11 protein-coding genes are annotated in these 24,741 nt (G+C 41.1%); 7 read left to right on the top strand and 4 right to left on the bottom strand.

All coding sequences use genetic code 11. The annotated features are described in order from the left end of the window. The first annotated feature begins 158 nt into the window (after positions 1 to 158). From KO529_RS05200 to KO529_RS05170, 7 genes are all read left to right on the top strand, one after another. Positions 159 to 1,709: a sulfatase gene (locus KO529_RS05200; protein WP_215946835.1), complete on the top strand. Its 1,551-nt coding sequence runs from the start codon at positions 159 to 161 to the stop codon at positions 1,707 to 1,709. A gap of 296 nt (positions 1,710 to 2,005) precedes the next feature. Then, a complete protein-coding gene (locus tag KO529_RS05195; protein ID WP_215946834.1) occupies positions 2,006 to 3,454 on the top strand; it encodes a sulfatase in 1,449 nt (482 codons plus the stop codon). Between the two features lie 32 nt (positions 3,455 to 3,486). Then, on the top strand, positions 3,487 to 6,054 hold the full coding sequence (locus KO529_RS05190; RefSeq protein WP_215946833.1) for an SGNH/GDSL hydrolase family protein: 2,568 nt from the start codon (positions 3,487 to 3,489) through the stop codon (positions 6,052 to 6,054). A gap of 24 nt (positions 6,055 to 6,078) precedes the next feature. Beyond that, positions 6,079 to 8,691 (top strand): sialate O-acetylesterase, encoded by a 2,613-nt coding sequence (locus tag KO529_RS05185; RefSeq protein ID WP_215946832.1) that lies wholly within the window; start codon positions 6,079 to 6,081, stop codon positions 8,689 to 8,691. 82 nt (positions 8,692 to 8,773) lie between these two features. Then, positions 8,774 to 11,323 carry a family 78 glycoside hydrolase catalytic domain gene (locus KO529_RS05180; RefSeq protein ID WP_215946831.1) on the top strand — a complete coding sequence of 850 codons (2,550 nt, stop codon included), beginning with the start codon at positions 8,774 to 8,776 and terminating at the stop codon, positions 11,321 to 11,323. Positions 11,324 to 11,405: 82 nt separating this feature from the next. After that, positions 11,406 to 13,808, top strand: coding sequence for a hypothetical protein (locus tag KO529_RS05175; RefSeq protein WP_215946830.1), 2,403 nt, complete (start codon positions 11,406 to 11,408; stop codon positions 13,806 to 13,808). Positions 13,809 to 13,873: 65 nt separating this feature from the next. Then, entirely contained in the window at positions 13,874 to 15,640 is a 1,767-nt protein-coding gene (locus KO529_RS05170) for an arylsulfatase (RefSeq protein WP_215946829.1), read from the top strand. A gap of 825 nt (positions 15,641 to 16,465) precedes the next feature. Here the strand turns inward: KO529_RS05170 and KO529_RS05165 are convergent. The 4 genes from KO529_RS05165 to KO529_RS05150 form a co-directional block, all read right to left on the bottom strand. Further along, positions 16,466 to 17,941: a sulfatase family protein gene (locus tag KO529_RS05165; RefSeq protein WP_215946828.1), complete on the bottom strand. Its 1,476-nt coding sequence runs from the start codon at positions 17,939 to 17,941 to the stop codon at positions 16,466 to 16,468. Positions 17,942 to 18,069: 128 nt separating this feature from the next. Then, positions 18,070 to 19,599, bottom strand: a complete 1,530-nt coding sequence (locus KO529_RS05160; RefSeq protein ID WP_215946827.1) for a sulfatase family protein — start codon at positions 19,597 to 19,599, stop codon at positions 18,070 to 18,072. A 149-nt stretch (positions 19,600 to 19,748) separates the two neighbouring features. Then, positions 19,749 to 21,458, bottom strand: a complete 1,710-nt coding sequence (locus KO529_RS05155; RefSeq protein WP_215946826.1) for a RagB/SusD family nutrient uptake outer membrane protein — start codon at positions 21,456 to 21,458, stop codon at positions 19,749 to 19,751. A gap of 10 nt (positions 21,459 to 21,468) precedes the next feature. Then, positions 21,469 to 24,657, bottom strand: a complete 3,189-nt coding sequence (locus KO529_RS05150; protein ID WP_215946825.1) for a SusC/RagA family TonB-linked outer membrane protein — start codon at positions 24,655 to 24,657, stop codon at positions 21,469 to 21,471. Between the last annotated feature and the right edge of the window lie 84 nt (positions 24,658 to 24,741).

The raw sequence follows: 24,741 nt of genomic DNA, 5'->3' as shown, positions 1-24,741 counted from the left end.
TAAAACATGTTTTATAAAGTTTGCCGACAAGATGCTTTAGTACTTAGAAAATTCAAAAAACCTATTTTATATCTAACAAAAAAAGAAGTGAATCGTTTAAGCTTTTTCGCAAATTTCAACTTCATCGAAAAAAATATTCAATACCAAACTGCATAGAAATGAAACATATTAGTCAATTAACAATAATTGGTTTAACCGCACTCTGTTCTATTTTATATTCTTGCGCAGAGAAAAGTGGGACAACGGAGGACATAGCACCCAATATTCTTTTTATACCCGTAGATGACCTAAGGCCGGAACTGGGGTGTTATGGCAACCCATATATTAAAACCCCCAATATTGATAAGTTGGCAGAAGAGGGCGTGGTTTTTACCAGGACGTATTGCCAACAGGCGGTCTGTAATCCTTCCAGGGCAAGTTTGCTAACGGGCTTACGTCCCGACTCCATACAAGTATGGGATCTGTCAACAAAATTCCGGGATATTCTACCAACCGTGGTTACCCTACCCCAATACTTTAAACAAAACGGCTATACCACTATTGGCCTGGGAAAAACCTTCCATAATGACATACCGGATTCTATATCCTGGACAGAAAGACCTCATTTAAAAGGGTTCCCTTTTGATCCCGATGCTGTATACGCCTCCAAATTAAACTTGGACATACAGGAAGCAAAAAAACAAAAGTTGATCGCCGAAGGAAAAAACAGATTGGATCCATTAGGCCATTGGTACCTTAAAGCAAATTCCACCGAGAGTGCCGATGTAGAAGACGACGCTTATTATGACGGGGCTCAGACGACCTATGCCATTCATAGATTACAGGAACTGGCCATTGAGAAAAAACCATTTTTTCTTTCCGTAGGGTATTACAAACCCCATCTGCCATTTAATGCCCCAAAGAAATATTGGGATCTATACCAAAGGGATTCCATACCATTGGCCGACAACCAATATCCTCCAAAGGGAAGTCCGGACTATACGGTTCACGGTGACCAGGAATTAAGATATTATGACGACAACCACGAATTACCCAAACCAACAGAACAAGCATGGGATTTGGACAGGCAACGGGAAGTAAAACATGGATACTATGCCAGTGTCTCTTACACCGATGCACAGATAGGGCGAATCATGGATGAATTAAAAAGATTGGACCTTTTAAAAAATACTATTGTAGTACTTTGGGGAGACCACGGATGGAAGCTAGGAGAACACAATGGTTGGGGAAAAATGTCCAATTATGACATAGATGCCCATGTACCTATGATAATTGGGGGAGCCAAGATAAAAGCCAAAGGTGAAAAAAGCAAAGCACTTACAGAACTGGTGGATATCTATCCCACATTATGCGAATTGGCCGGACTCCCTGTTCCTTCCCATTTACAAGGCAAGAGTCTAACCCCACTATTAAACGAACCAGAAACAGCATGGAATACCGCTGCCTATAGTCAATTTCTACTCGGCAGGTTTGGCCCCATGGAAACCAGGGACCAAGAACGCATGGGCTACTCTATAAGGACAGATCAGTATAGATACATAAGATGGTATAGCTGGGACAAAACATTAAACAAGAAGGGTAAATTTTTGGACCATGAACTATTCGACCATTTTGCCGACCCCAAGGAAAACGTCAATATTGCGGACATGGCTGGTCTAAAGGAGGAAGTAGCGCTCTTGGCAGAACAACTACAAAATCAATTTAAATAAAAACCTCTTAAACCATTCTTAATCAAGTGGGTGGTCAAATATAGAACTCAAAAAATATAAACAAGACCTTTTCCCCTTACCGAAAGTTTAGGGCAATTTACTTAAACCACAATTAGGGGAATAATTAGACGGAGACCATGAATAGACAAAAAAATAATATCACTTTAAAATGAAAAATGCCTTATTCACATTAAATTTAACTTTCCCTAATAAAAACATAGGGTAGGCCCCTTCCAAATTCGTCAACTTTATTAGAGAAGTACGCTTTACTTTTAAAAAATTCAACAGCATTGACCATGATATCAGACCTATTAAAAAGAAGATTTTTATTATTACTTCCGATTTTCCTCTCCTTTAATATTCACGCCCAAAACAAAAAACCTAACATAGTGTTTATCCTAGTTGATGATCTGGGATGGATGGACATTTCCGCCAATGGCAGTACTTTTTACGAAACACCCAATATAGACCAATTGGCAAAGGAAGGAATACGCTTTACCCAGGCCTATGCCGCATCTCCTATATGCTCCCCCACCAGGGCTTCCATTCTAACGGGAAAAAACCCAGCGCGAATAGACTTGACCCAATGGATAGGGGGTCCAGGGAATCCGGACTATAAAAGAAATCTACCCTTGGAAGAAGTATTGTTTCCTGAACTGCTTCAAGAAGCTGGATATAAAACGGCCTTTATGGGAAAATGGCACCTTAACAATGTAGAGGGTGAAGAAACCTTTTGGCCTGATAAACAGGGATTTGATGTTAATGTAGCTGGTCATTTTAGAGGTGGCCTATATATTAAGAACAAATATTTCTCACCTTGGAATATTCCCAATTTGGAAAATGGTCCTGAAGGGGAATATATGACGGACAGATTGGCGAAAGAAGCCGTGAATTTCATCGAAAAAAATGCAAACGACCCATTTCTGCTGTATTTCTCACTCTATTCCGTCCACGCCCCATTTGATGCCCCTGCCGATAGGGTTGAGAAATACAATAAAAAGAAGGAAAAATTGGACCTGACCGATGCGGACAGATTTGCTGAAGAAACCACAGGTGATAAAACCTTTACCTATAGAAAAACACAAGACCACCCTACTTATGCAGCTATGGTAGCATCCATGGACATGGCCGTAGGCAAAATTCTCAATAAAATAAAGGACAAAGGTATTGCAGATAATACTGTGGTTGTTTTCTTTTCGGACAATGGCGGACTTTCCACTTCGGAAGGCACTCCTACGGCAAACACTCCTTTAAGAGCAGGAAAAGGTTGGTTATATGAAGGGGGTATCAGGGAACCGGCCATAATTAAATGGCCCGGAATTATAGAGCCGGGAACCGTTTCCGATGCCATTATAACCAGTAATGACTTTTATCCTACCATTTTGGAAATGACCGGGCAACCCTTAAGACCGGATTTACATGTGGATGGAAAAAGTATAGTCCCAATATTAAAAGGAGAGTCCAAGAATATACACGAATACACCTATTTCCACTATCCACATATATCCAACCAAAAGGGAAGTCCCAGCAGTGCCATCAGGGATGGGGATTACAAATTGATCGTATTTCTCAATGATTACAGGATGGAACTTTACAATATTAAAAATGACATAGGGGAAAGGGACGATCTAGCTTCCGAATTACCGGAATTAAGGGAACATTTATACAAGAAATTATATAAATGGTGGGATGAGGTAGATGCCAAATTTCCAATGGAATTTACAAAAAAAGCACCGACGAATTAAATCAATAATACCTTAGAAAAATTAAAGCTCAAATGAAGCAATTAAAATTTATACTACTATTCCTCTTCTTAATTTCATTTGCCAATGCCAACGCGCAAGAAACCAAAGAGATAAAAGTAGCCTGTATTGGAAACAGCATCACCTTTGGGTATGGAATAAAGGACCGAATCAAGGATGCCTATCCCGAACAATTGGCCCGTATGCTGGGAGAAGGATATGAAGTAAAAAACTTTGGAATTAGCGGCCGCACCCTTTTATCAAAAGGGAATTCACCCTATATAGAAACCCAAGCCTATAAAGACGCCCTGGCCTATAATCCGGATATAGTTATTATAAAGCTGGGAACCAATGATAGCAAGGATTTTAACTGGGTGTACAAGGATGAGTTTGAAGCCGATTATCTTCAACTCCTTAAATCTTTTCAAAATTTAGCATCCAAGCCAACCATATATCCGTGTTTGGCCGTTCCCGTTTACGAAAAGGGCAGAAAGATCAGTGCCGAAATCGTAACCAATGAGGTGAATCCCAAAATAAGGGAAATTGCCAAAGAGCAAGGTTTAAAATTAATAGACCTTTATACGCCTATGCTCGGAAAAGGCAAATTATTTCCAGACGCTATACATCCCAATGGAGAAGGTGCTGGAGAAATTGCAAAAATTATCTTCGAGAACCTTAGCGGTAAAGAGGCTGTTTTGGTAGATCAGACTTTTCCTGGCAAAAAATCAGATTGGAAAGGATTTAGTCGATATGATTTTGAGTTTGATGGAAAAAATGCCTTTGTAATAGAACCTACCAAAACCACACCGGGCAAGCCCTGGGTATGGAGGGCTCGCTTCCCGGGATGGCATTCCGAAATGGACAGCATTTTACTTTCCGAAGGTTTTCACCTTGCCTACCTAAACACCAACGACCAGTTTGGCAGTCCAAAAGCTATGAAATCTTGGGATAGATTTTACAAGTACCTGATCAGGTCTCATGATTTTGATAAAAAAGTAGCTCTGGAAGGTGTGAGTAGAGGGGGGTTATTTGTCTACAATTGGGCAAAAATGCATCCAGAACTGGTTAGTTGTATCTATACAGAAGCCCCAGTATGCGACTTTAAAAGTTGGCCTGGTGGATTTGGAACAGGTATGGGTTCGGAAAAAGCCTGGAAAATATTAAAGGAGGAATATGGATTTAAATCGGATGCCGAAGCCAAAAAGTACGCCGATAATCCCATAGATAACCTTGAGAATCTAGCCAAGGCCAAAGTTCCTGTATTACACATGATTAGCCTTACGGATTCCGTAGTTCCCCCTAAGGAAAACACCTTTCCTTTAATAAATAAATATTTAGCCCTAGGTGGTATAGCCACAGTGGTCACCTGTACCGAGGGGAAACAAACCCTTCACGGGCATCATTTCCCTATTGAGACGCCGAGATTGGGTGCCGATTTCATTAAATATTACAGCAAACCGGAAGCTAAATCGCTTGACCCTTCAGCTTATCACAACTTAAGGGGAGGACTTAAAAACAGTCAGATTAAATTTGAACATGAAAAAAAAGGCAGGGTAGCCTTTTTAGGTGGATCTATTACCTATAACGGTGGCTGGCGCGATAGCATCACCAATTATTTAAAAGATAGATTTCCGGACACCCAGTTCGAGTTCATTGCTGCGGGCATCCCTTCTACAGGTTCAACTCCGGGCGCCTTCCGTATGGAGCGCGATCTTTTTAGCGATGGGCCGGTAGACCTATTATTTGAGGAAGCCGCCGTAAACGATGCCACAAATGGCAGGACAGATGAAGAGCAGATAAGGGCAATGGAAGGTATTGTACGCCATGCGAGATACCAAAATCCGGCAACAGATATAGTTATCATGCATTTTGTGGACCCCGGCAAGATGAAATTATACCGTCAAGGCCAAACCCCAAAGGTTATTCTTAACCATGAAAAAGTGGCCGAGCATTACGGCATTCCCACTATTAATCTGGCCAAGGAAGTAACAGAGCGGATTGACGCCGGGGAATTTACCTGGAAAGATGATTTTAAAAACCTACATCCATCCCCTTTTGGGCAAGGTGTATATGCGCGCTCCATGATTGCCCTTTTAAAAAACTCATGGACCGGCCCTGCTGCAGAAGATGATAAAATAAAAAGTCACAATTTGCCGGAGCCTTTGGACGAACTAAACTATGATAATGGGGTGCTAATTGATATTTCTGATGCCAAAATCAGTGGAGATTGGAAATTGGTACCCAACTGGGAACCACAAGATGGAAAAGGAACCCGAAACAATTACACCAATGTACCCATGCTGATCGGCGAGAAGGCCAATAAGGGAAAAGCAAGCCTTACATTCGTTGGCAACACTGTAGGGATTGCTGTAGCAGCTGGCCCCGATGCCGGAATTATCCATTACCGGATAGACAAAGGAGAATGGCAAAAATTGGATTTACTGACCAATTGGAGCCGAAGCCTACACTTGCCTTGGTTCTTTACATTGGCAAACGGACTGGAAAATAAGAAACACACTCTACAGATAAAAATAGCGGAAAAAGAAGACCCAAAGAGAATTGGAAACACTTGTAGGATACGATATTTCTACATCAACAAATAACCCCCCTAAAATTAAGATTACCCAATGATCAAGCAATCCAAAAGCAAATATTCCAATAGACTCCCCCTACTCCTACTGCTGGTACTCTGCCTAGGTCTAAAGGCTACGGCCCAACAACCTATTAAAATAATTATACTGGCCGGACAGTCCAATATGCAAGGCCATGGAGAGATGGAAAAAGGGGAAAAGGGCAACTTGAAGTGGGTAATTGAAAACGACAAAAAAGGCGTTTACCAACACCTGGTGGACGAAAATGGAAAATGGTCGGAACGGGATGATGTGTTTATATATACCTGGGATAAATTCGATTCTATAAAAAGCGGAAAATTAAGTGCCGGTTATGGTGCGTTTGATACTACCATTGGTCCTGAACTTGGTTTTGGCCATGTTATTGGGGACCATTATGAAAACAAGATACTCCTTATAAAAACGTCTTGGGGCGGCAAGAGTCTGGCCGTTGATTTTCGTCCGCCCTCAGCGGTAGGCGAATCTGGATACAAACGCATCCCCTCCCAACCCAAGGATACCGGATACTATTATGTACAAATGCTATCTACTATCCATAAGGTATTGGACAATTTGCAGGAATATGTTCCCGATTATCAAGGTGAAGGTTATGAACTTGCCGGCTTTGGATGGCATCAGGGCTGGAATGATCGGGTCACCAAGACAGCAAACAAATACTACGAAGAGAATTTAATTCATTTCATAAAAGATATACGCAAAGATTTGGGAACCCCTACCTTACCATTTGTAATTGCCACCACTGGTATGAAGGGATGGGAAGACAAGGATCCTAGAGCACTTTCCCTTATGAACGCACAAATGGCCATGACGAGCTATCCAGAATTTAAGGATAATATATCGGTTGTTGATACTAGGGATTTTTATATAGAGACTGAAGATTCCCCATCAAAACAATTTTATCACTGGAATAGAAATGCAAAATCTTACCTTCTTATAGGAGAAGCGTTGGGGAAGGCTATGATAGCTTTAAAGGAACAACAAACTGCCTATAACATACATCAGGAAATTAGAAATGTCCCCAGCTATGATAGTAAGTTCCTAACCCCTACTCCACCTATGGGCTGGAACAGTTGGAATGCCTTTGAAAAGGATATCGATGAAAAGAAAATAAAGGAAATCGCGGATTACATGGTAAGTTCCGGAATGCGGGATGCAGGTTATAAATACCTGGTTTTGGATGATGCTTGGATGGCCCCTGAAAGAAACGAAAAGAGACAATTGGTTGCCGATTCCATTAAGTTCCCAGGAGGTATGAAGGCCGTTGGGGATTATATCCATAGTAAGGGACTTAAGTATGGTATTTACGAATGTAGGGGCGATAAGACCTGTCAGAACTTGCCGGGTAGTTTTGAGCACGAACAAATAGATATGGATTCCTTTGCGGAATGGGGTGTGGATTACATTAAATTGGATGCCTGTTTCGCCAGGAAAAATGGAAGGTTATCTACGGAAGATTTCGACGTTTACCATAAGGCCATCCTTAATACCGGAAGGCCAATGGTTTTGAGTATTTCAGACTTTGGCAGTGGTGCCTGGGCCTGGGGAGGGAAAAATTATGGACAGCTTTGGCGCACCTCTATGGATATCTATCCAAGAATACAATCGGTCTACCGTTGTGCGGAAACCTCCGGAGGTGATGGAGCTATCCATCCCGCCTTCAAAGGTTTATGGCAGTTTGCCGGACCCGACAGTTGGAACGATCCAGATATGCTTCAGGTGGGCAATCTAAAGAGTACCGTAGAAGACAAGGCGCATTTTAGTCTGTGGAGTATTTTGGCCGCACCCATTATGGCAGGAAATGATTTACGCACCATGTCCGACGAGGTTAAAAACATTCTTTTGGCATCTGAAGTAATCGCCATTAATCAAGATCCAAGGGCACACCAAGGGTTTAAAGTGTATGACAAGGATAGCCTTGAAATATATAACAAGCCATTATCGGATGGAACTACGGCCGTATTAATGCTCAATAAAGGTGAAAAAAGATCGGACATCACCGTGCAATGGGACCAAATTGGAGTGTCGGGGACACAAAATATTAGGGACCTTTGGCTTCAAAAAGACTTAGGTAAATTTAATGGTTCATTTACCGCAAAAAATCTTGGAAAACACAAACACCTATTGCTTAAAATAGGGACTGTAGGCAGTGCCCCTGTTGCCGGACCTACACCGGTACCGGAAGAAAAGTACACCGTAACCAAAAATGGAACCACATATCTGAGCGATATTTACTATATGCTTAAAAAAGGAAATGCCCCTGTGGAAAACAAAAATTTTCATGGAAAACCTTTAAAAGTTGGTGGCAAGAAATACGAAAAAGGACTAGGGGTAAAAAGCAATTCTGAAGTAATGTATAGACTCAATGGAAAAGCCCAACGTTTTCAGGCGGTAGTCTCATTGGATAAAAGCTCACCAAAAGGAGCCACAGGTAGGTTTCAAGTAATGGTAGAGGAAAAATTTGGTGGACGGATACTATTTGATAGTGGCAACATCAAAAAAGGGAAAGTAAATATTGATATAGACGTAAGTGGCCTAGACTTTATTTTATTGGATTTTTCAGGAAAAAAAGTATTTGGCAATTGGGGCGATGCAAAGGTTATATCCGAATAAACAACTATAAAAACATGTAAACCTAGATGGTAACCCTTCCAGGTAAAAATTTAGAAGCTAAAATTATTATTGAATCCATATTATGATCAAAAACAACCTAAAATCGAAAATCAAGGATCTAAGATACAACCTGATCCTAATGATAACCATCTTGGTAGGGTGTCAAATTGCCTTATTCGGCCTTTACAATTCCTCTGACCAAAACAGCAATTACAAAGGGGAGTTGGCTACAACGGATTATAAGGGTATCGAAAACAATCACCAACTCCAGGAGAATGAATTTCCATCTCCAATCTCGAAGGATTTTGACAATGCCCTTTGGATTACGGATAACCGCAGTCTGCCGAAAAAAGATTCGCTTTTCTACCTGGACCACCCCGCTCCAATTTTCAGAAAGGAATTTAAAGCCCAAAGCAAAATAAAAAAGGCAACTCTTTATATTACCTCTGCCGGTTACTACAAAGGAAGCATAAATGGCGAACCCATTGGTAAAAACGTGCTGGATCCTGCTTGGACGGACTATAGCAAAAGAACGTACTACACTGAATATGATATCACCTCTCAGATCAAAAAAGGAAATAACAGTCTTGGTGTCAGTTTGGGCAATGGTTTCTACAATCCGCTTCCCTTAAGAAAATGGGGAAGACGAAATTTAAGGAAAGACCTCAGTGTTGGTAAACCAACTTTTATCGCCAATCTTGTATTGCAATACCAGAACGGTGACAGTCAAAGTATTATCACCGACAGTTCGTGGAAATATTCTTATGGACCAATTATAAGGAACAGCGTTTATTTGGGTACGGTCTACGATGCAAGGCAGGAAGTAAAAGGATGGCAACTCCCTGGTTTTAAAGATACCTCTTGGAGATACGCTATTGTAGGCAATAGCCCCGGTGGGGATCTACAAAAGGCATTTTTTCCTCCTGTCCAAGTTACCAAGACCATAACTCCCACAGCCGTTACTTCCCCTAAAAATGGAGTTTACTTGGTGGACATGGGTGTTAATTTTACAGGTACTTATAAAATTAAATTATCTGGAAAAATAGGAGATACCATCAACTTCAGGTTTGGAGAGCGCATTTATGATGATGGCAGCCTAAACCCAATGACCACAGTAATCGGCCAAATAAAAAGGAAAGGTGTTGGCGGACCGGGAGCTCCAGATATTGCTTGGCAAACGGACACTTATGTAATTGGGAAGGATGGTTCTGCCTGGTTTGAACCGGAATTCACCTATCATGTTTATAGATATATGGAAATCAAGGGGCTCAATAAAGCTCCCCAAATTTCCGACATTCAGGGGTTGGCCATACATACCAATGTGGATGACGCAGGGGATTTTAACAGTTCTTCCGAACTATTCAATAAAATTCAAGAGATCACCGAAAGAACCTTTTTGGCCAACCTGGTAAGCGTACAATCAGATTGCGCCGCACGGGAGAAATTCGGTTACGGTGGCGATTTGAACGCTACCAGTGAATCTTATATCACCAATTATGATATGCAAGGTATCTACCGCAAAACGGTATACGACTGGGTAGACGCCATGAAAGATTCCACTTTTGTGGACACCGCCCCTTTTGCAGGTGTGGAATATTGTGGTATTAGCTGGGAATCCGCCTATCTTACCACACAATATTACCTATATCTCTATTATAACGACACGGATTTTGTTAAGGAACTTTATGAGGAGAATATAAAATGGATGGATAAAGTAGCAAGAATCCACCCTGAGGGTATGGTGAACAATGGCCTTAGTGACCATGAATCCTTAGAACCTGTCCCTGTGCAATTAACGGGAACTTCTCATTATCTGCAGTGTGCCGAAATAATGGAAACATTTGCCAAGGTGATGGGCGACAAGGACAATGAAAACAAATACAACAGTCTCGCAAAAAAACTTCGTGGGCTAATAAAGGCCGAATTCTGGGACAAACCGGTAAACGTGAAGATAAATCGCCAGACCCTGTTTTCTACATTGCTATATCACAACGTAGTCCCAAAGAACGAACTTGAAGCTGCCAAGGACTCCTTACAAAAGGCTTTGAAAAATGGCCCTAACGGCCACCTGAATACTGGTATATTTGGGACCAAATACGCCCTTGAGACCATCTCCAAAAATATTTCCCCAGAAGCGGTTTACGAGGTGGTAAACAGTAAGGAATATCCAGGTTGGGGCTTTATGGTAGACAACGGAGCCACCACCATTTGGGAGACCTGGAAGGAAAGTGATGGTGTCTTTTCCAACAGCCACCCCATGTTCGGATCTGTTTCCGAATGGTTTTACCGCTGGCTTGGAGGCATACAGCCAGACCCTGAGAATCCAGGATTCAAAAAATTTGTACTATCGCCCTCTACCCCTGCCGGCTTAGAGTTTGTGAACACCAAATATGAGTCCCCCTTTGGTACAATAGTATCCAATTGGAAGAAGGAATCACTGGGCAACTACCGCTATGAGATGACCATCCCAAAAAACAGTATGGGTATGGTTAATTTAAAGGAGGTTCCATCCCAAAAAATAAGTATCACTAAAAACGGGGTATTACTTAAAAACAGCAGCATAAAAAATCTGGAAACAGGAAAGTTTGAACTCAATGAAGGGGTTTACTCCATTGTTGTATCACCTAAATAATAACCATAAAACGCCATTACTTTATTACAGGCCCCAATTTCTGCTCATGTATTTAAGTAATGGTTTGACACCTATAACTCCCATGAATTCACAAACTTACACCATTAAAAAGCATATTTTTTACTGCCTACTATTAGTGCCATTTTGGACCATAATGGCCCAAAACAATATTTCTGCGGGAGCAGACGAGCGCACGCCTTCCAAGGCGCAATATTTTAGTTGGATCAACAATACCAATGAAGGGGCCACAGCGGAACATACCAAGATCAATTTAGATTTTTTTGGTTGGCTTAAAGAAGAATATGGGATGCAACTGGACATTTATGCCTTGGATGCCGGGGCCATAGATGGCAAGAATTTTTATGGCAGTATTTATTCCGATAGGTTTAAAAAACAATTTCCCGATGGCTTTGACCCTATTTACGAACAAGCTAAAACCTTGGACATAAGATTAGGGGTTTGGGGAGGACCTGACGGATTTGGGGATACACCCGAGGAAGAAAAGGCGAGAATAGATCAAATGGTAAAACTATGTAGGGATTATGATTTTGCCCTGTTCAAATTTGATGCTGTTTGTGGTCCCCTACGCCCAGAAAAAGAAGATGCCTTTATTACTATGATGGAAGAAGCCCGTGATCATAGTCCTGATTTAATATTGTTAAACCACCGCCTGGGTCTTGATAAAGCCAAACCCTATGCCACTACTTTTCTATGGGGAGGCAATGAAACCTATATTGATGTTCATATGGCAAATACTATGACAGCGCCACACCATAGAGCACAGGCAATGTCCAGAGGACTTGTTCCCGACTTACAACGCCTAACGGAAGACCATGGTGTTTGTATTTCATCATGTTTGGATTATTGGGAAGACGATTTGATATTGCAATCCTTCAATAGGAGCTTAATTCTCTCTCCAGAAATTTACGGAAATCCTTGGCTTTTGAATGACGATGAATTTTCTAAATTGGCCCATATCTACAACCTTCATAAAAAATACAGGGATATTCTAGTTGATGGAAAAATCCTTGGTGATTCCTATGGTCCCAATGCCGTTTCTAGAGGGGATGGCAAAACTCAAATATTAAGCCTTAGAAATTTAAATTGGGAAACGGCAACATATTCCATAACACTAAACGAAGAAATTGGCCTTAAGGCTGAAAGGGATATAACCCTGATTCAATTACATCCTACAGAAAAATTGATAGGGACATTTTCAAAAGGAGAAACCATTCCTGTTGAAGTGCTCCCCTTTAGAGCTTCATTGCTTTTGGCTACGACTGAAGAATACGAAGCTCCCCTTATAGTCGGGGCAAACTTTCAAACCATTAAAAATGTTTCCGGCGCCCCAACTGAAATAGAGGTTTTAGGAATGCCGGGAACTACAGCCAACATACAACTCTTAGGTGGGGAACAATACACCTCAGCGGAAATCAATGGTAAAAGTGTTCAACAATTACTAAAAGCAAAAAAATTAAAACTGAAATTTCCCGGAAAGGAATTAAAACAAAACTTTCATCGTAAACTAAATCCGTTCACAGAAATAGCTATTCCGGAAGATGTAGAAACCCTATACGAAGCTACTGTTTTTGCCGCCGATAACAATGCTTTGGAAGTACGCTCCTTGCTGCGATCGGGAGAAACCAACATTCCCGAGGTGAAAGCTGCCCGGGATGCATTTTTTAATCAAGAAGCTTTTGTCAATAGAGGTGTTTGGGACAAAAATTTATTCGACGGCAATCTGGAAACCGGATTTTGGCCACAAAAGAAATATCGATTGGATACACGTATCGAAGGAGGTACTTTTAGATTGGATTTAGGGGAAACCACCTATTTGGACAAACTTATAATCACTGTTCCCAATGAATTTTCCTTACAACCCCAACTTGTTGGAGAAGGTAACATCGTTGAAATCTCTACCGATCTGGTACATTGGGAAGAACTAACTTACCTGGCTGCCAAGCAATCCGAAATAAGCATTGGAAAAAAAGTACGCTATCTCAGATTTAAAACTTCCCCCCAGCAAATCGTAGAGATTGAAGGTTGGGCCAAAGGACAAAAATTGGATAGAAGTTTATGGAAGGCCTCCAACCTATTTGCCTATCCTAGTACGAAAAAAGCGCAAAAAGTATGGAAGTCCAGAATAGTATTGGATGAAATAACCGAGGGCAGTTATCTCTCCGTGGCCTTAAATGGCAAACATGGTATTGAAGGTGCCTATGCCGCTGCCAAAATGGGTGATAAATATATAGGCTCTCCGGATAGAGCTTCGTCATACCCTGCCAACAATTGGGAATTTATGACCTCCCGAAGAGACAAGAACTACACCTATTTTATTCCTTTGGACAAAAGTATGATAGGTAAGGAAATAGAAGTTTTTGTTATGGGCTACGATAAGGACAACCTGAATTTTGATCCAGAATTGTGGATTACAGCCTATCCACACCCTTGGGAAAAGGTAAAAATTACCTTAAATAAAAAGTAGTCCCTTAAAATGATCAAAAAGAACACCTTATACCTTTTCATAGCAATACTATCAATCACACACAAATGAAAAAGTTGAAAAAAATTCTTTTTGTCCTGCTAGCTAATTTAATTTTAATAGGATGCTCACAAGATTCCAATAAAACAAAAAGACCTAATGTTATCATTGTGGTAACGGACGACCAAGGTTTTGGCGATTTGGGATATTATGGTAATCCACATGTACAAACCCCTACCCTGAATAGTTTTGCAAAAGAAAGTGTACGATTTGACCAGTTTATAGTATCCCCAGTTTGTGCGCCTACACGTGCCTCATTGATGACCGGAAGATACTCTTTAAGGACAGGGGTTAGGGACACCTATAGAGGAGGAGCTATTATGGCCACAGAAGAAATAACCATAGCAGAAATGCTTAAGGAGGCGGGCTATACCACTGGCATGGTAGGCAAATGGCACTTGGGGGACAACTATCCTTCCAGACCACAAGACCAAGGCTTTGATTACACCCTACGACATTTATCAGGAGGAATAGGCCAGCCAGGCGATTGGCCCAATACCAAAAAAGGACAGCGTAGCTATTTTGACCCCATTCTTTGGAAAAACGAGGAAATGTTCCAAAGTAAAGGTTATTGTACCGATGTTTTTACTGAGGCAGCCATGGACTTTGTAGAGGATAATAAAGAACAACCTTTTTTCCTATACCTATCCTACAACGCGCCACATGCCCCTTTACAGGTACCCCAGGAGTACTATGACAGATATAAGGACATTGATCCTACCTCAGGTTTTGAAAATGACGGAAGACCTTTTCCGGAAATGGACGAACGCATGAAAGAAAATGCCAGAAAGGTGTATGCCATGGTAAGCAATATAGACGACAACCTAAAAAAGCTATTTAAGCAATTGGAAGATTTAAAGTTGGAAGACAATACCTTGGTCATATTTATGACGGATAATGGTCATCAACATGATCGTTATGCCGCAGGCATGCGGGGTAGAAAGTCATTTGTTTACGAAGGTGGGGTTAGGGTTCCAAGTTTCTGGAGACTTCCTTCCAAGTTTAAAGGCGATAGGGATATTAAAACCCCTGCTGCCCATTATGATGTACTGCCTACCCTTGCAGATCTATGCAATCGTCAATTGCCCACCGATAGAATTATTGACGGAAAAAGTCTTGTCCCGTTATTATTCAATGAAAATTCTACATTGGACAATCGTACCATTTTACGCAGTTGGGTAAGGGGCGGACCGGAAAAGTATAATAATATCTCTATAAGAAAAGAGCAATATAAACTAGTTGGTAATACCGAGGATACAGCAGGAATAGAGGCGTTTGAACTATTCAACATTCTGGATGACCCATATGAGCAAAATAATATTATTGGCACCAACACTTTGGAGTCCCAAAAACTAAAAGATGAAATGGATATTTGGTTTGATGAAATGACCAATTCTCCCAATTTTATAAATGCACAACCAGCTGTTGTTGGAACAGTTCATGAAAATCCCTCAGTACTTAACTTAAATGATGCCGTATTTGAGAGAAATGAAGCTATGGCCCAAGATATAGCTGGCTGGGAAATAGTGGCAGCAGAGGCCGGAAATTACGATATTAGAATTAATTTGGGCAGGAAAAGTGTATCGGAAGTCCATTTAAATTTATATGTGGGTGATTTGAAAATAAAAAGAGACTATAATGAGCTTTCCGACGGAATAATAGACATTAAAAATATTCAACTACAGAAGGGAGCAACAAAATTGACCCCCATCATAACCGGTAAAAATATCGGATATATCAAACCTTTTTATGTGGTGATGACTAAAATAGATTAGCTAATGCCGTGCCCAGCTCCTGGCAGGATTTCCGTTTACTTAGGAAAGCGTTGCTATTTTTATATTGGGCATATACTTACCTGTGGTTATTAAGTAGCTTTAATCAAGTTAAACATCTATAAATTTAATAATGCTGATTAAACGGCGGAGACGAAACCGAAGAGGTAAAGGAGTATTGAATATTCAGTATTGAGAATCTAGAGCCTAGATGCTAGAGCCTAGACATAAGGCTTATATTGAAAGTTTAAAAGTTGCCGAACCAGTCATTTCGAACGAATGATAGTGAGGAGAAACCTAAGCTTGAGCGAAGGTTCACGAACACCCGTAAAATAGAAATGTCATGAGCTAAATCACACAAGTGACTCCAGCCTAATATGTGCGACTTCTCGTCGTCCCGAAAAGGGACTCTGTCGAAGTGACCAAAAGTCCTCCCCCTAGCCCCCTCCCGAGGAGGGGGAAAAATTCCAGGTCAATTTTATATTTGCCAATTCCCTCCCCTTTGGGGAGGGTTAGGGAGGGGTCCAAGGGAAGGAGCCCTTGGTGTCGTCATGGCGAGTTTACCTGCCGATAGGGAGGCCTGCCTAGCCGGCAGGTGCAGCGTGGCAATCTTCTTCTTTCAATTAACAATAAACAATTTCAAATTCAAGGTCGCAAATTGCTGTAATAGTCATTTCGAATGCATATGAGAAATCGCACAAGTAGCTCCAGCCTGACATGTGCGACTTCTGTCCCGTTAGACTTTGGAATACGCCTCCCTACGAAAGGCCGTATCGACCAAACAACATTACACTTAAACATGCCTTTTAGGATTCCAATAAAGCCCTTCTATTTATTCAGTTTTGGTCCTTGGGGTTTGGAATCTTTGCCATAATCGATATACCCTGCAGCGTTTAAATTATAGTTCCACTTATCAATATAATACTGCCTTGGCCTGAATTCATCTCCTATTTTACTTAATTCCTTTTGAAGTACCACTTCCATTTCCTCCTGCAATTCCTTATACTCAGGCTTATTGATCAAATTGTTCATTTGGAGTGTATCCTTCTCATTGTCGAACAGGAATAATGGCCCGTCAAGGGTTTTCACATAGGCATAACGACTAGTGTAAACACCCCTGTATTCGTCCGACTTACCTGCAAAGGGGGAGACGTTCATGACAAGTGTTGCCTTATCCTTTTTAAGTTCGGGGTTTGTAATTACTTCGGCCATACTCTCCCCATCAACAAATTCTGGCACTGGCAAGTCTGCAAGCGACAAAAGCGTTGGAAGAATGTCCGGAACGTTGATAGGGGCTTCAATTTCAATCTTCTTATTTCCAAAACGAGCCGGATATTTGAGGAGGAAAGGCACTCTTACCGATTCTGCCCAGGGCACTTGCTTTTGTTTGGGTTTAACACTATGTGAACCCAACATTTCACCATGGTCGGAAGTGAAGACAATAATGGTGTTTTCGGAAATTCCAGCAGCGTCTATCGCCTTTTCCAAGTCGCCAATGCACTTGTCCAAGGCCAGCATATGAGCATAGTACCCCACTGCTTCCTTTTTGGCTATCGCCTTCATGTCATCTGCAACATTGCCTCTAAGGATTATATCCTCTTCATTGAACTGCTCTTGAAATTCTTTGGGAGCACTGGCATGCGGAAAGTGTGGTGCGCCCCATGCGAGAACCATAAGAAAAGGTTCGTCATCCCCTGCATTTTTCTGGATATAAGAGATGGCATCCTGGGTCTCGGCATATGGACCATAGCCTTCCCATTTTTTCTTTTCACTATCGTCCCCTTCATAATAAATAAGGTTATTGTAGTCATGGGAACACTCCAGGGCCTTCCAATAATCAAAACCTTGTCTTCTTTCAGGCGGGGTATAGTCAAACCTTCCCATGCCATCTAGATGCCATTTTCCTATATAGCCTGTCTTATAACCTGAATCTTTGAATAGTTCCGCCAGCGTTACGGACTCCTCCGGTAGGTGCAGGTCATTAAAGATCATGCCCGTAGTAGTTGGATACTGCCCTGTCAAAAGCGCTGCCCTATAAGGTGTACAAACGGGTGTGACCGAAATGGCATTTTTAAAGTTTACACCCTGTGCAGCCAATCGGTCCAGATTAGGCATCTTACCTATAAGATTGGGGTCACCGTTATAGCCAGTGGCCTGGGCCCTCCATTGATCGGCAAGCACATAGACTATATTTGGTTTCTTGGCCTTGGTGGTAACCGTTTCTTTAGAGTTTTTGTTTTTGCAAGATGATAAGACACCAATGCAAATTATTAAACACATTACTATGCTACTTGTTCTTTTCATAACTGATGTTTCTATAACTATCTATTTTCTAAATTCCTTCTTTCCTATTTTAGGGATATATGCAACTCTGTGGGCTTGTTGATATCAACTGATCATACTTTTATAAAAGCTTGCCTCCTTATCTTATTTTACTTAGCTGGACGTTCAACAGAATACCCCTGCTGTTGATACCTTTCCAAGATGCCCTGCATGCCCTTAATAATTTCAGGATATTCATTATAGAGGTTATTTTTCTGTTCGGCATCGATTTCCATGTTAAATAGTAATCCGGCCGATTCAAAATCCTTATACCCTCTAAGTTCCTTAAAACTTTCCGGCATTTTGGAATGCTCTCCCGAAGGTCCATCTATATAAAGCCATTTTCCCTGCCGCAGTGCCCATATTTTTTCGTTGGTGTTCTGTACAGTAGCCTCTCGCAAAGGGGAACTATAGGTCTTGCCTTTTAAAAGTGGCGTTAAATTATAACTGTCAGGTGCCGCATTTGTGGGTATGCTTGAGTTGGTAATGGATGCCAATGTTGCCATGATATCTACTTGGGATATCACTTCCTTGGAAATGGATCCTGCCTTAATGTGATTTGGCCATTTTACAATAAAGGGAACATGGTGCCCCCCTTCCCAGACATCGCGTTTTAGGCCCCTAAATTCGCCCATACTGAAATGTCCATATTTTTGAGCCCTTTCAAAGGCGTAATGTTCCGGTCCGTTATCGGCACTGAAAATAACTATTGTATTCTCTTCCAATCCTTTTTCTTTTAATGCTTTTAGGACTTGACCGGCCACCCAATCCGTTTGATAAACAAAATCCCCATAAGGTCCTGCCGTAGACTTACCCTTAAACTCATCATTGGGAATTATGGGAGCATGCGGGGACGGAAGGGCGAAATATAAAAAGAAAGGCTCTTTGCTATCCTGTTTCCCTATCCATTCCACCGTTTTTTTGGTCAGCGTGGGCAAAACCTCATAAGGGTTCCAACCTTCCACCTTGGGGCCAGGTCTAAATTCCCATTCCCCTTCCTCTATATCAAAGCCCACATTGTGAACATCCATAACACTTTCCGGCAATTGTACAAAACGGTCATTTTCCATCCAGGCATAGGGAGGAAAGTTAATGGTTCCATCACCAAAATAATAATCAAATCCCCTGTCCAAGGGCCCACCGCTAATAGGCTGACTCCAGTCCACGTCCTCTGGTTGGTAAAATTTTCTCATTCTTCCCCATTGCATTACCTCCCCCGAAGGTTCATTCTTAAATTTCCAATTCCATCCCAAATGCCATTTACCTATACAAGCGGTTTTATATCCATTGTTTTTAAGTAACTGGGGCAAGGTAACATCACTATCATCAAAAAAAGGTTTCCCAAAAGCGCCTACAATGCCGAATTGCCTCCTCCAATGATAGGTCCCCGTAAGAAGAGCATACCTACTGGGGGAACAAATCCCAGAAGAGCTGTGCGCATCTGTAAAGCGCATGCCTTCAGAGGCCAATTGATCCAGATTTGGGGTTGGTATCTTTGAATCCGGATTTTGGATATGAAGGTCTCCATATCCCATGTCATCAGCATAAATAATGATGATATTGGGCCGTTCTTGTGCCATGGATCCCATAGGCACAATAATAAAACTCAAGGTCATTAACAGTAATCCAATCTTTGTCATATTTTCTTATTAAAAGAGTTCATATACACCCAATATTAAAAGCTCCCTTATCAGCTATATTTATTGCACAGTAAGAATGAACAATATTAAAAAAAAAGCTGGCACAGTTATGTAGCCAGCTCTTTTTAAATAAACACTATACTATATTATTACCAGTTAGGATTCTGGGTCAAATTATTATTTAATGTAAGTTCATCAATAGGTAAAGGCAGTAGGTAATCCCTGTTAGGGTCAAAACCATAAGCACCTCCACTTAAGAAATTCACATAAGGATCCAAAAATCCATCCCCATCAACAGTTAAATTAGGATATTTCGCCTCAATCTCAGCTGTGTAAGTGGTCCCTAAAGGTCTGGTACCTACAAATAAATTGTGTGCTCTCCATCGCATTAAATCATCCAAACGGTTCCCTTCTCCGAATAACTCAACCACACGTTCCCTTCTCACCTCTTGAACATAATCTGGCAAAGTGTAACCATAATCTGGCCACTCTGGGTCTGGTGTAATGGCATTTAATATTAGATGTGGCATACCCACTCTATCCCTCAACTGATTGATAGATAAGTCAAGATCGGTTTGGGTTACAGTTCCCAATTCTGCCTTGGCCTCGGCATAAATTAGAAGGGCCTCCGCATATCTGAACAAAATATAGCCAATATCGCGTGTTCTCTGATTATTCTCTACTATTTCCTTGGATCTCCATTTTTCTATGGAATAACCTGTAGGGTTACGGGTCATATCAGGTATAGTAAAAAAAGACTCATCGCCATTTAACGCTACAATATCCAAATCCCCGGGTGCCATTACTGATTGTGCCAATCTCGGGTCACGGTTTACCTCAATTTCATCCAAGGTAGCATCTCCGACAAAATCGTCGCTCACAGAAATAGGGTCACCATCAGATGCAAGGTAATACTTGGTCATTTCCCTGGTCATCCCTGACAAATTAGGTTGGTTCCATAAGGAATTCTGTATGTTGTAGGTTAGGTAATCATAATGTTTGTACAACATAACTTCTGGGTTACCACTATAATCTGTCTGAACGAATAGATCATAGTAGGCCATATCCACATCCCCGGTAGAGATGGAATAATTACCTGCATCTATTACGGTCTTAGCAGCATCTGCAGCTATTTGTAAAAATCCAGATCCATCGGTGCTACCTGCAAAATCGGTTCCTTGATGATATTTCTCCCAGGTACCTTCGTACAAGGCTACCCTAGCTTTAAACTGTGCAGCGATATCCTTATTTATTCTAGATGGCCCTACTTCAGATGCATATTCCAACTTAGCTATTGCCAAATCAAGTTCATCAAGGATAAAATTGGCCACTTCAGTTCTAGGACTACGCGCTCCATATAATATAGCTTCATCCTCCAAGTCCAACACCTCTGTTATTATAGGTAGGTCACCAAAATCCTTGAACAGTTCAAAATAGAACCAAGCCCTAAAGAAATGTCCCTCACCAACATAATGTTCTATCAAATTTCCGGTTTCTGCACGGGACGCATTTTCAAGAAAATAGTTTGCTCTACGAATATTCGTCCAACTCCAACCACCACCGGAGGCAGGTACAGATACAGTTCCATCCAATCTACCGGCATTTGATGCCCCAAACCAGGTACTGGATTGGGCAATAATGTCCGTTCCAACATCTAAGGAAGGCGATGCACCGGCACTAGGCCAACCTGGCAAAGTGTTATACAGCTGATTTAGGTACAATTGTAAATCTCCTTCAGTCTTCCAGAAATCTGCATCAGAAATCTGATCTAGCGGTGTTTTGTCCAACAACTCGCTGTCACAGGAATTAAATGTCATTCCCGCAAACAATATTGTGATTATATATATTATCCTTTTCATTGTTTTAATTTTAGAAGTTAATGTTTAGTCCTAATGAAACCATTTTACTTATAGGATATTGGTCACCTATGCGTCCGTCCCTCCCATCAAATGCTTCAGGGTCATAGATCATTAAATCTGTAAATGTGAGCAGGTTTTCTCCAGATACATATATTCTGACACTGGACATTTTAGCCTTGCTGGTTATCTCTTTTGGAATTGTATACCCAACTTGAACATTCTTTAGACGCATGTAGGCTCCATTTTGCAGATACCTTGTAGTAGTATAACCATAGTTCTTATTGTTCTGTCCTGTAAATTGGTTATATGCATTTGGAAAATAGCCATCGGTATTTGGTCCCAACGGGTTTGTAGTGTCCTCGGCTCTAAAATAATCTAAATGTTCTGTATATACATTAGCATGTAGGGGTCCATTGGCTGGCCCTCTAAAGGTTCCCAATCCTCTAAGATCCAAATCCCTTTTACCTACACCCTGTATAACAAAAGAGGCATCAAATCCTTTCCAGGAAGCATCGGCACTTAAACCAAATTGAAAACGAGGAGTACTATTCCCTATTACTTTTCTATCACCTGAATTGTCTTTAGTATTGTCCCCTATATCAATAACATTATCACCGTTCAAATCCATATATTTTACGTCTCCAGGAAACCAAGCTCCAGAATAAATGAAGGATTGGTCGTTCTCCCAACCAGCAACATCATCAGCAGTTTGAAAAAGACCGGCTGTTTCCATTCCCCAGATCTCATTGAGTTGCATCCCTTCGTAATAATTGTTCAATAATTTCGTAGGGTTGTTATATTTAGTTATCTCACTTTTATAATCGGATAAAACACCTCTTACACCATAAGAAAAATCATTGGAGGTGTTTCTCCAAGAAAGCTCAAGCTCCCATCCAGTAGTAGTTACTTCACCACTATTTATTTTTGGCACACTAGTACCCAAAACTTCTGGCACAGATTCTCCTGGCCCAACAAGATTATCTATTTTTGATTGGTACCAGTCAAAAGTAAGACCAAGTCTATTATTCAGGGTTCTAAGGTCCAACCCAAAATCGACCGTATTCACTTTTTCCCAAGTCAAATTAACACTGGAAAGATTTGGTATCCCTACAGTCCATAATTGTTCTCCGCCAAACAACCAAGATGATTGACTAATTGGCAAGGAAGGAACATACAAATAATTACTTACATTTTGGTTTCCGATGGAACCATAGGAACCTCTAAACTTCAAGAATTCTATTTGATCCTTTAGAGGATAAAAGTTCTCTTTGGAAAGCACCCAACCACCAGAAAAAGAAGGGAAGGTACCCCACCTGTTATCTGAATCGAACCTTGATGAACCATCTCTTCTCACGTTCATCTCAAATAAGTATTTTTCGGCATAATTATAGTTGAATCTTCCAAAAACGCCTTGAGTAGACCAATGTCCTTTATCATCGCTTATGGTTTTTTCACCAACTGATGTATTAATGGAAGGAATGGCATCGGTCAACAAATAAGCAGATTGTGCGAACAAATTGGAATAGCTGTACTTTTCCTGCTGATACCCTGCCATTGCATGAAAATTATGATTCCCAAAACTTTTGGTATAGGCCGAGTAAATGTTTGGCGACAAATAAGTATTGGTCCATAGACTAGAATAGTAGCGGGTGCTTTCCTGGTTAGAGGAAGTTATAATTGACCCTCCATTGCCATCTGGCACAGCGCTGGGCACTGTTGGGAATCTAGATTGTTGACTATTATCATTAGTACGGTAGTTAAACTCAATATTAGTTACCCAATCCTTTATTGGTTCAAGGGTTACCCTAGGAGAAAGTATCAATTGTCTTTTTGTCTCAAGGGATTTTTGCAATTCCTGCTCACCAATTCTACCTGTCCAAACATCTGTCCCTGGGTAAAACGCCGGCTTGGTAGGTTTTAGTCTTGTCATTAGCAATGTAACGAATGACCTACCTGATCCAGAAGTAGCATGTGCTGGATATTCCTGTTCTTCATATTTGTATTTAGTTAGAAGAGAGATATCCATCCAAGGAGTGGCTTTTGTGCTAATTTTTGCATCAATATTATAACGGGTAAAATAATCCTTCCCCACTTTTAACAGACCTTCTTCGTCATAATAGCCACCGGACACATAATAGGACGTTTTATCAGTACCCCCAGAAAAACTCAGGTTATGCTTAATTCGAGAACTGGTTTCTTTAATAAGCAGAGACTCCCAGTCCGTAGCTGCAGAAGCATTTAATCCGTCTACACCAAGATCCCATGCCAAACCATTTGCTGTCTCTTCAACTTCTGGAGCACTACCCGGATTGGCCAAATTCTGAGCTATCCATTCCAATCTAGTCTCACTGTAATACGGACTCCCTCCGGCATTTTCACTGGCCTGGTTCATTGTATAGGCAAAAGATAATGCATCTGCATTTTGAGGCATATTCATTGGGGAAGTGACCGCATAATTCGTAGAATAAGAAATATTGACGCCACCGCTTTTCTTTCCACTTTTGGTAGTTATCAAAATAACCCCAAAGGCTGCCCTTGCTCCATATATAGCGGAGGCGGCCACATCCTTTAAAATAGAAATGTTTGCAATATCGCTAGGGTCAATGTCATTTATTCCCATGGGGATATTATCCACTAAAACCAATGGAGCGTTCCCTCCTTCAAGAGATGTTAATCCCCTAATGCTCATATTCATTTCAGCTCCTGGCTCACCTGTAGCACTGGAAGTAGAAATCTGCAAACCTGGGGAAGCCCCTTGTAAAGCTTGTTGGGCATTGGCCACTGGCCTATTGTTGAACGTATCTTCTCCAACAATTGAAACGGATCCAGTTAAATTTTCCTTTTTCTGTACTCCATAACCTACTACTACCGCCTCATCAAGAGCCTGGGCATCTTCCTGCAAAAACCCATCAACTACGGTTTTGTTACCTACCGCTACTTCCAAAGTTTGGTAACCCAAGTAAGAAAACACCAATGTTTTCTCCCCGGCCACTAAGTTTAGTTCATACACCCCGTCAAAATCGGCGATTGCACCATTTGAGGTTCCTTTTTGGATAACACTTGCTCCGGGCAAGGGTCCATCGTTACTGGTTACCGTTCCAGTTACCGTCTGAGCCATTATTCCCATCGTACTAAAAAGGAATAAAAGCACTGCATTGCAAAGTCTAATTTTGCTTTTAAATTTCTGTTTTACTTTCATTTGAGTTGTTGTTTATATTAATATTGGCAATACTATCTTGAATCCTTACTTTCTACTATTAACAAAATATTGATTATTAATATA

The sequence above is a fragment of the Arenibacter algicola genome (assembly GCF_018860365.1).
GTDB lineage: Bacteria > Bacteroidota > Bacteroidia > Flavobacteriales > Flavobacteriaceae > Arenibacter > Arenibacter algicola_B.
Note: the sequence above shows the minus strand (reverse complement) of the source record. Positions and strands in the feature narration are given on the sequence as shown.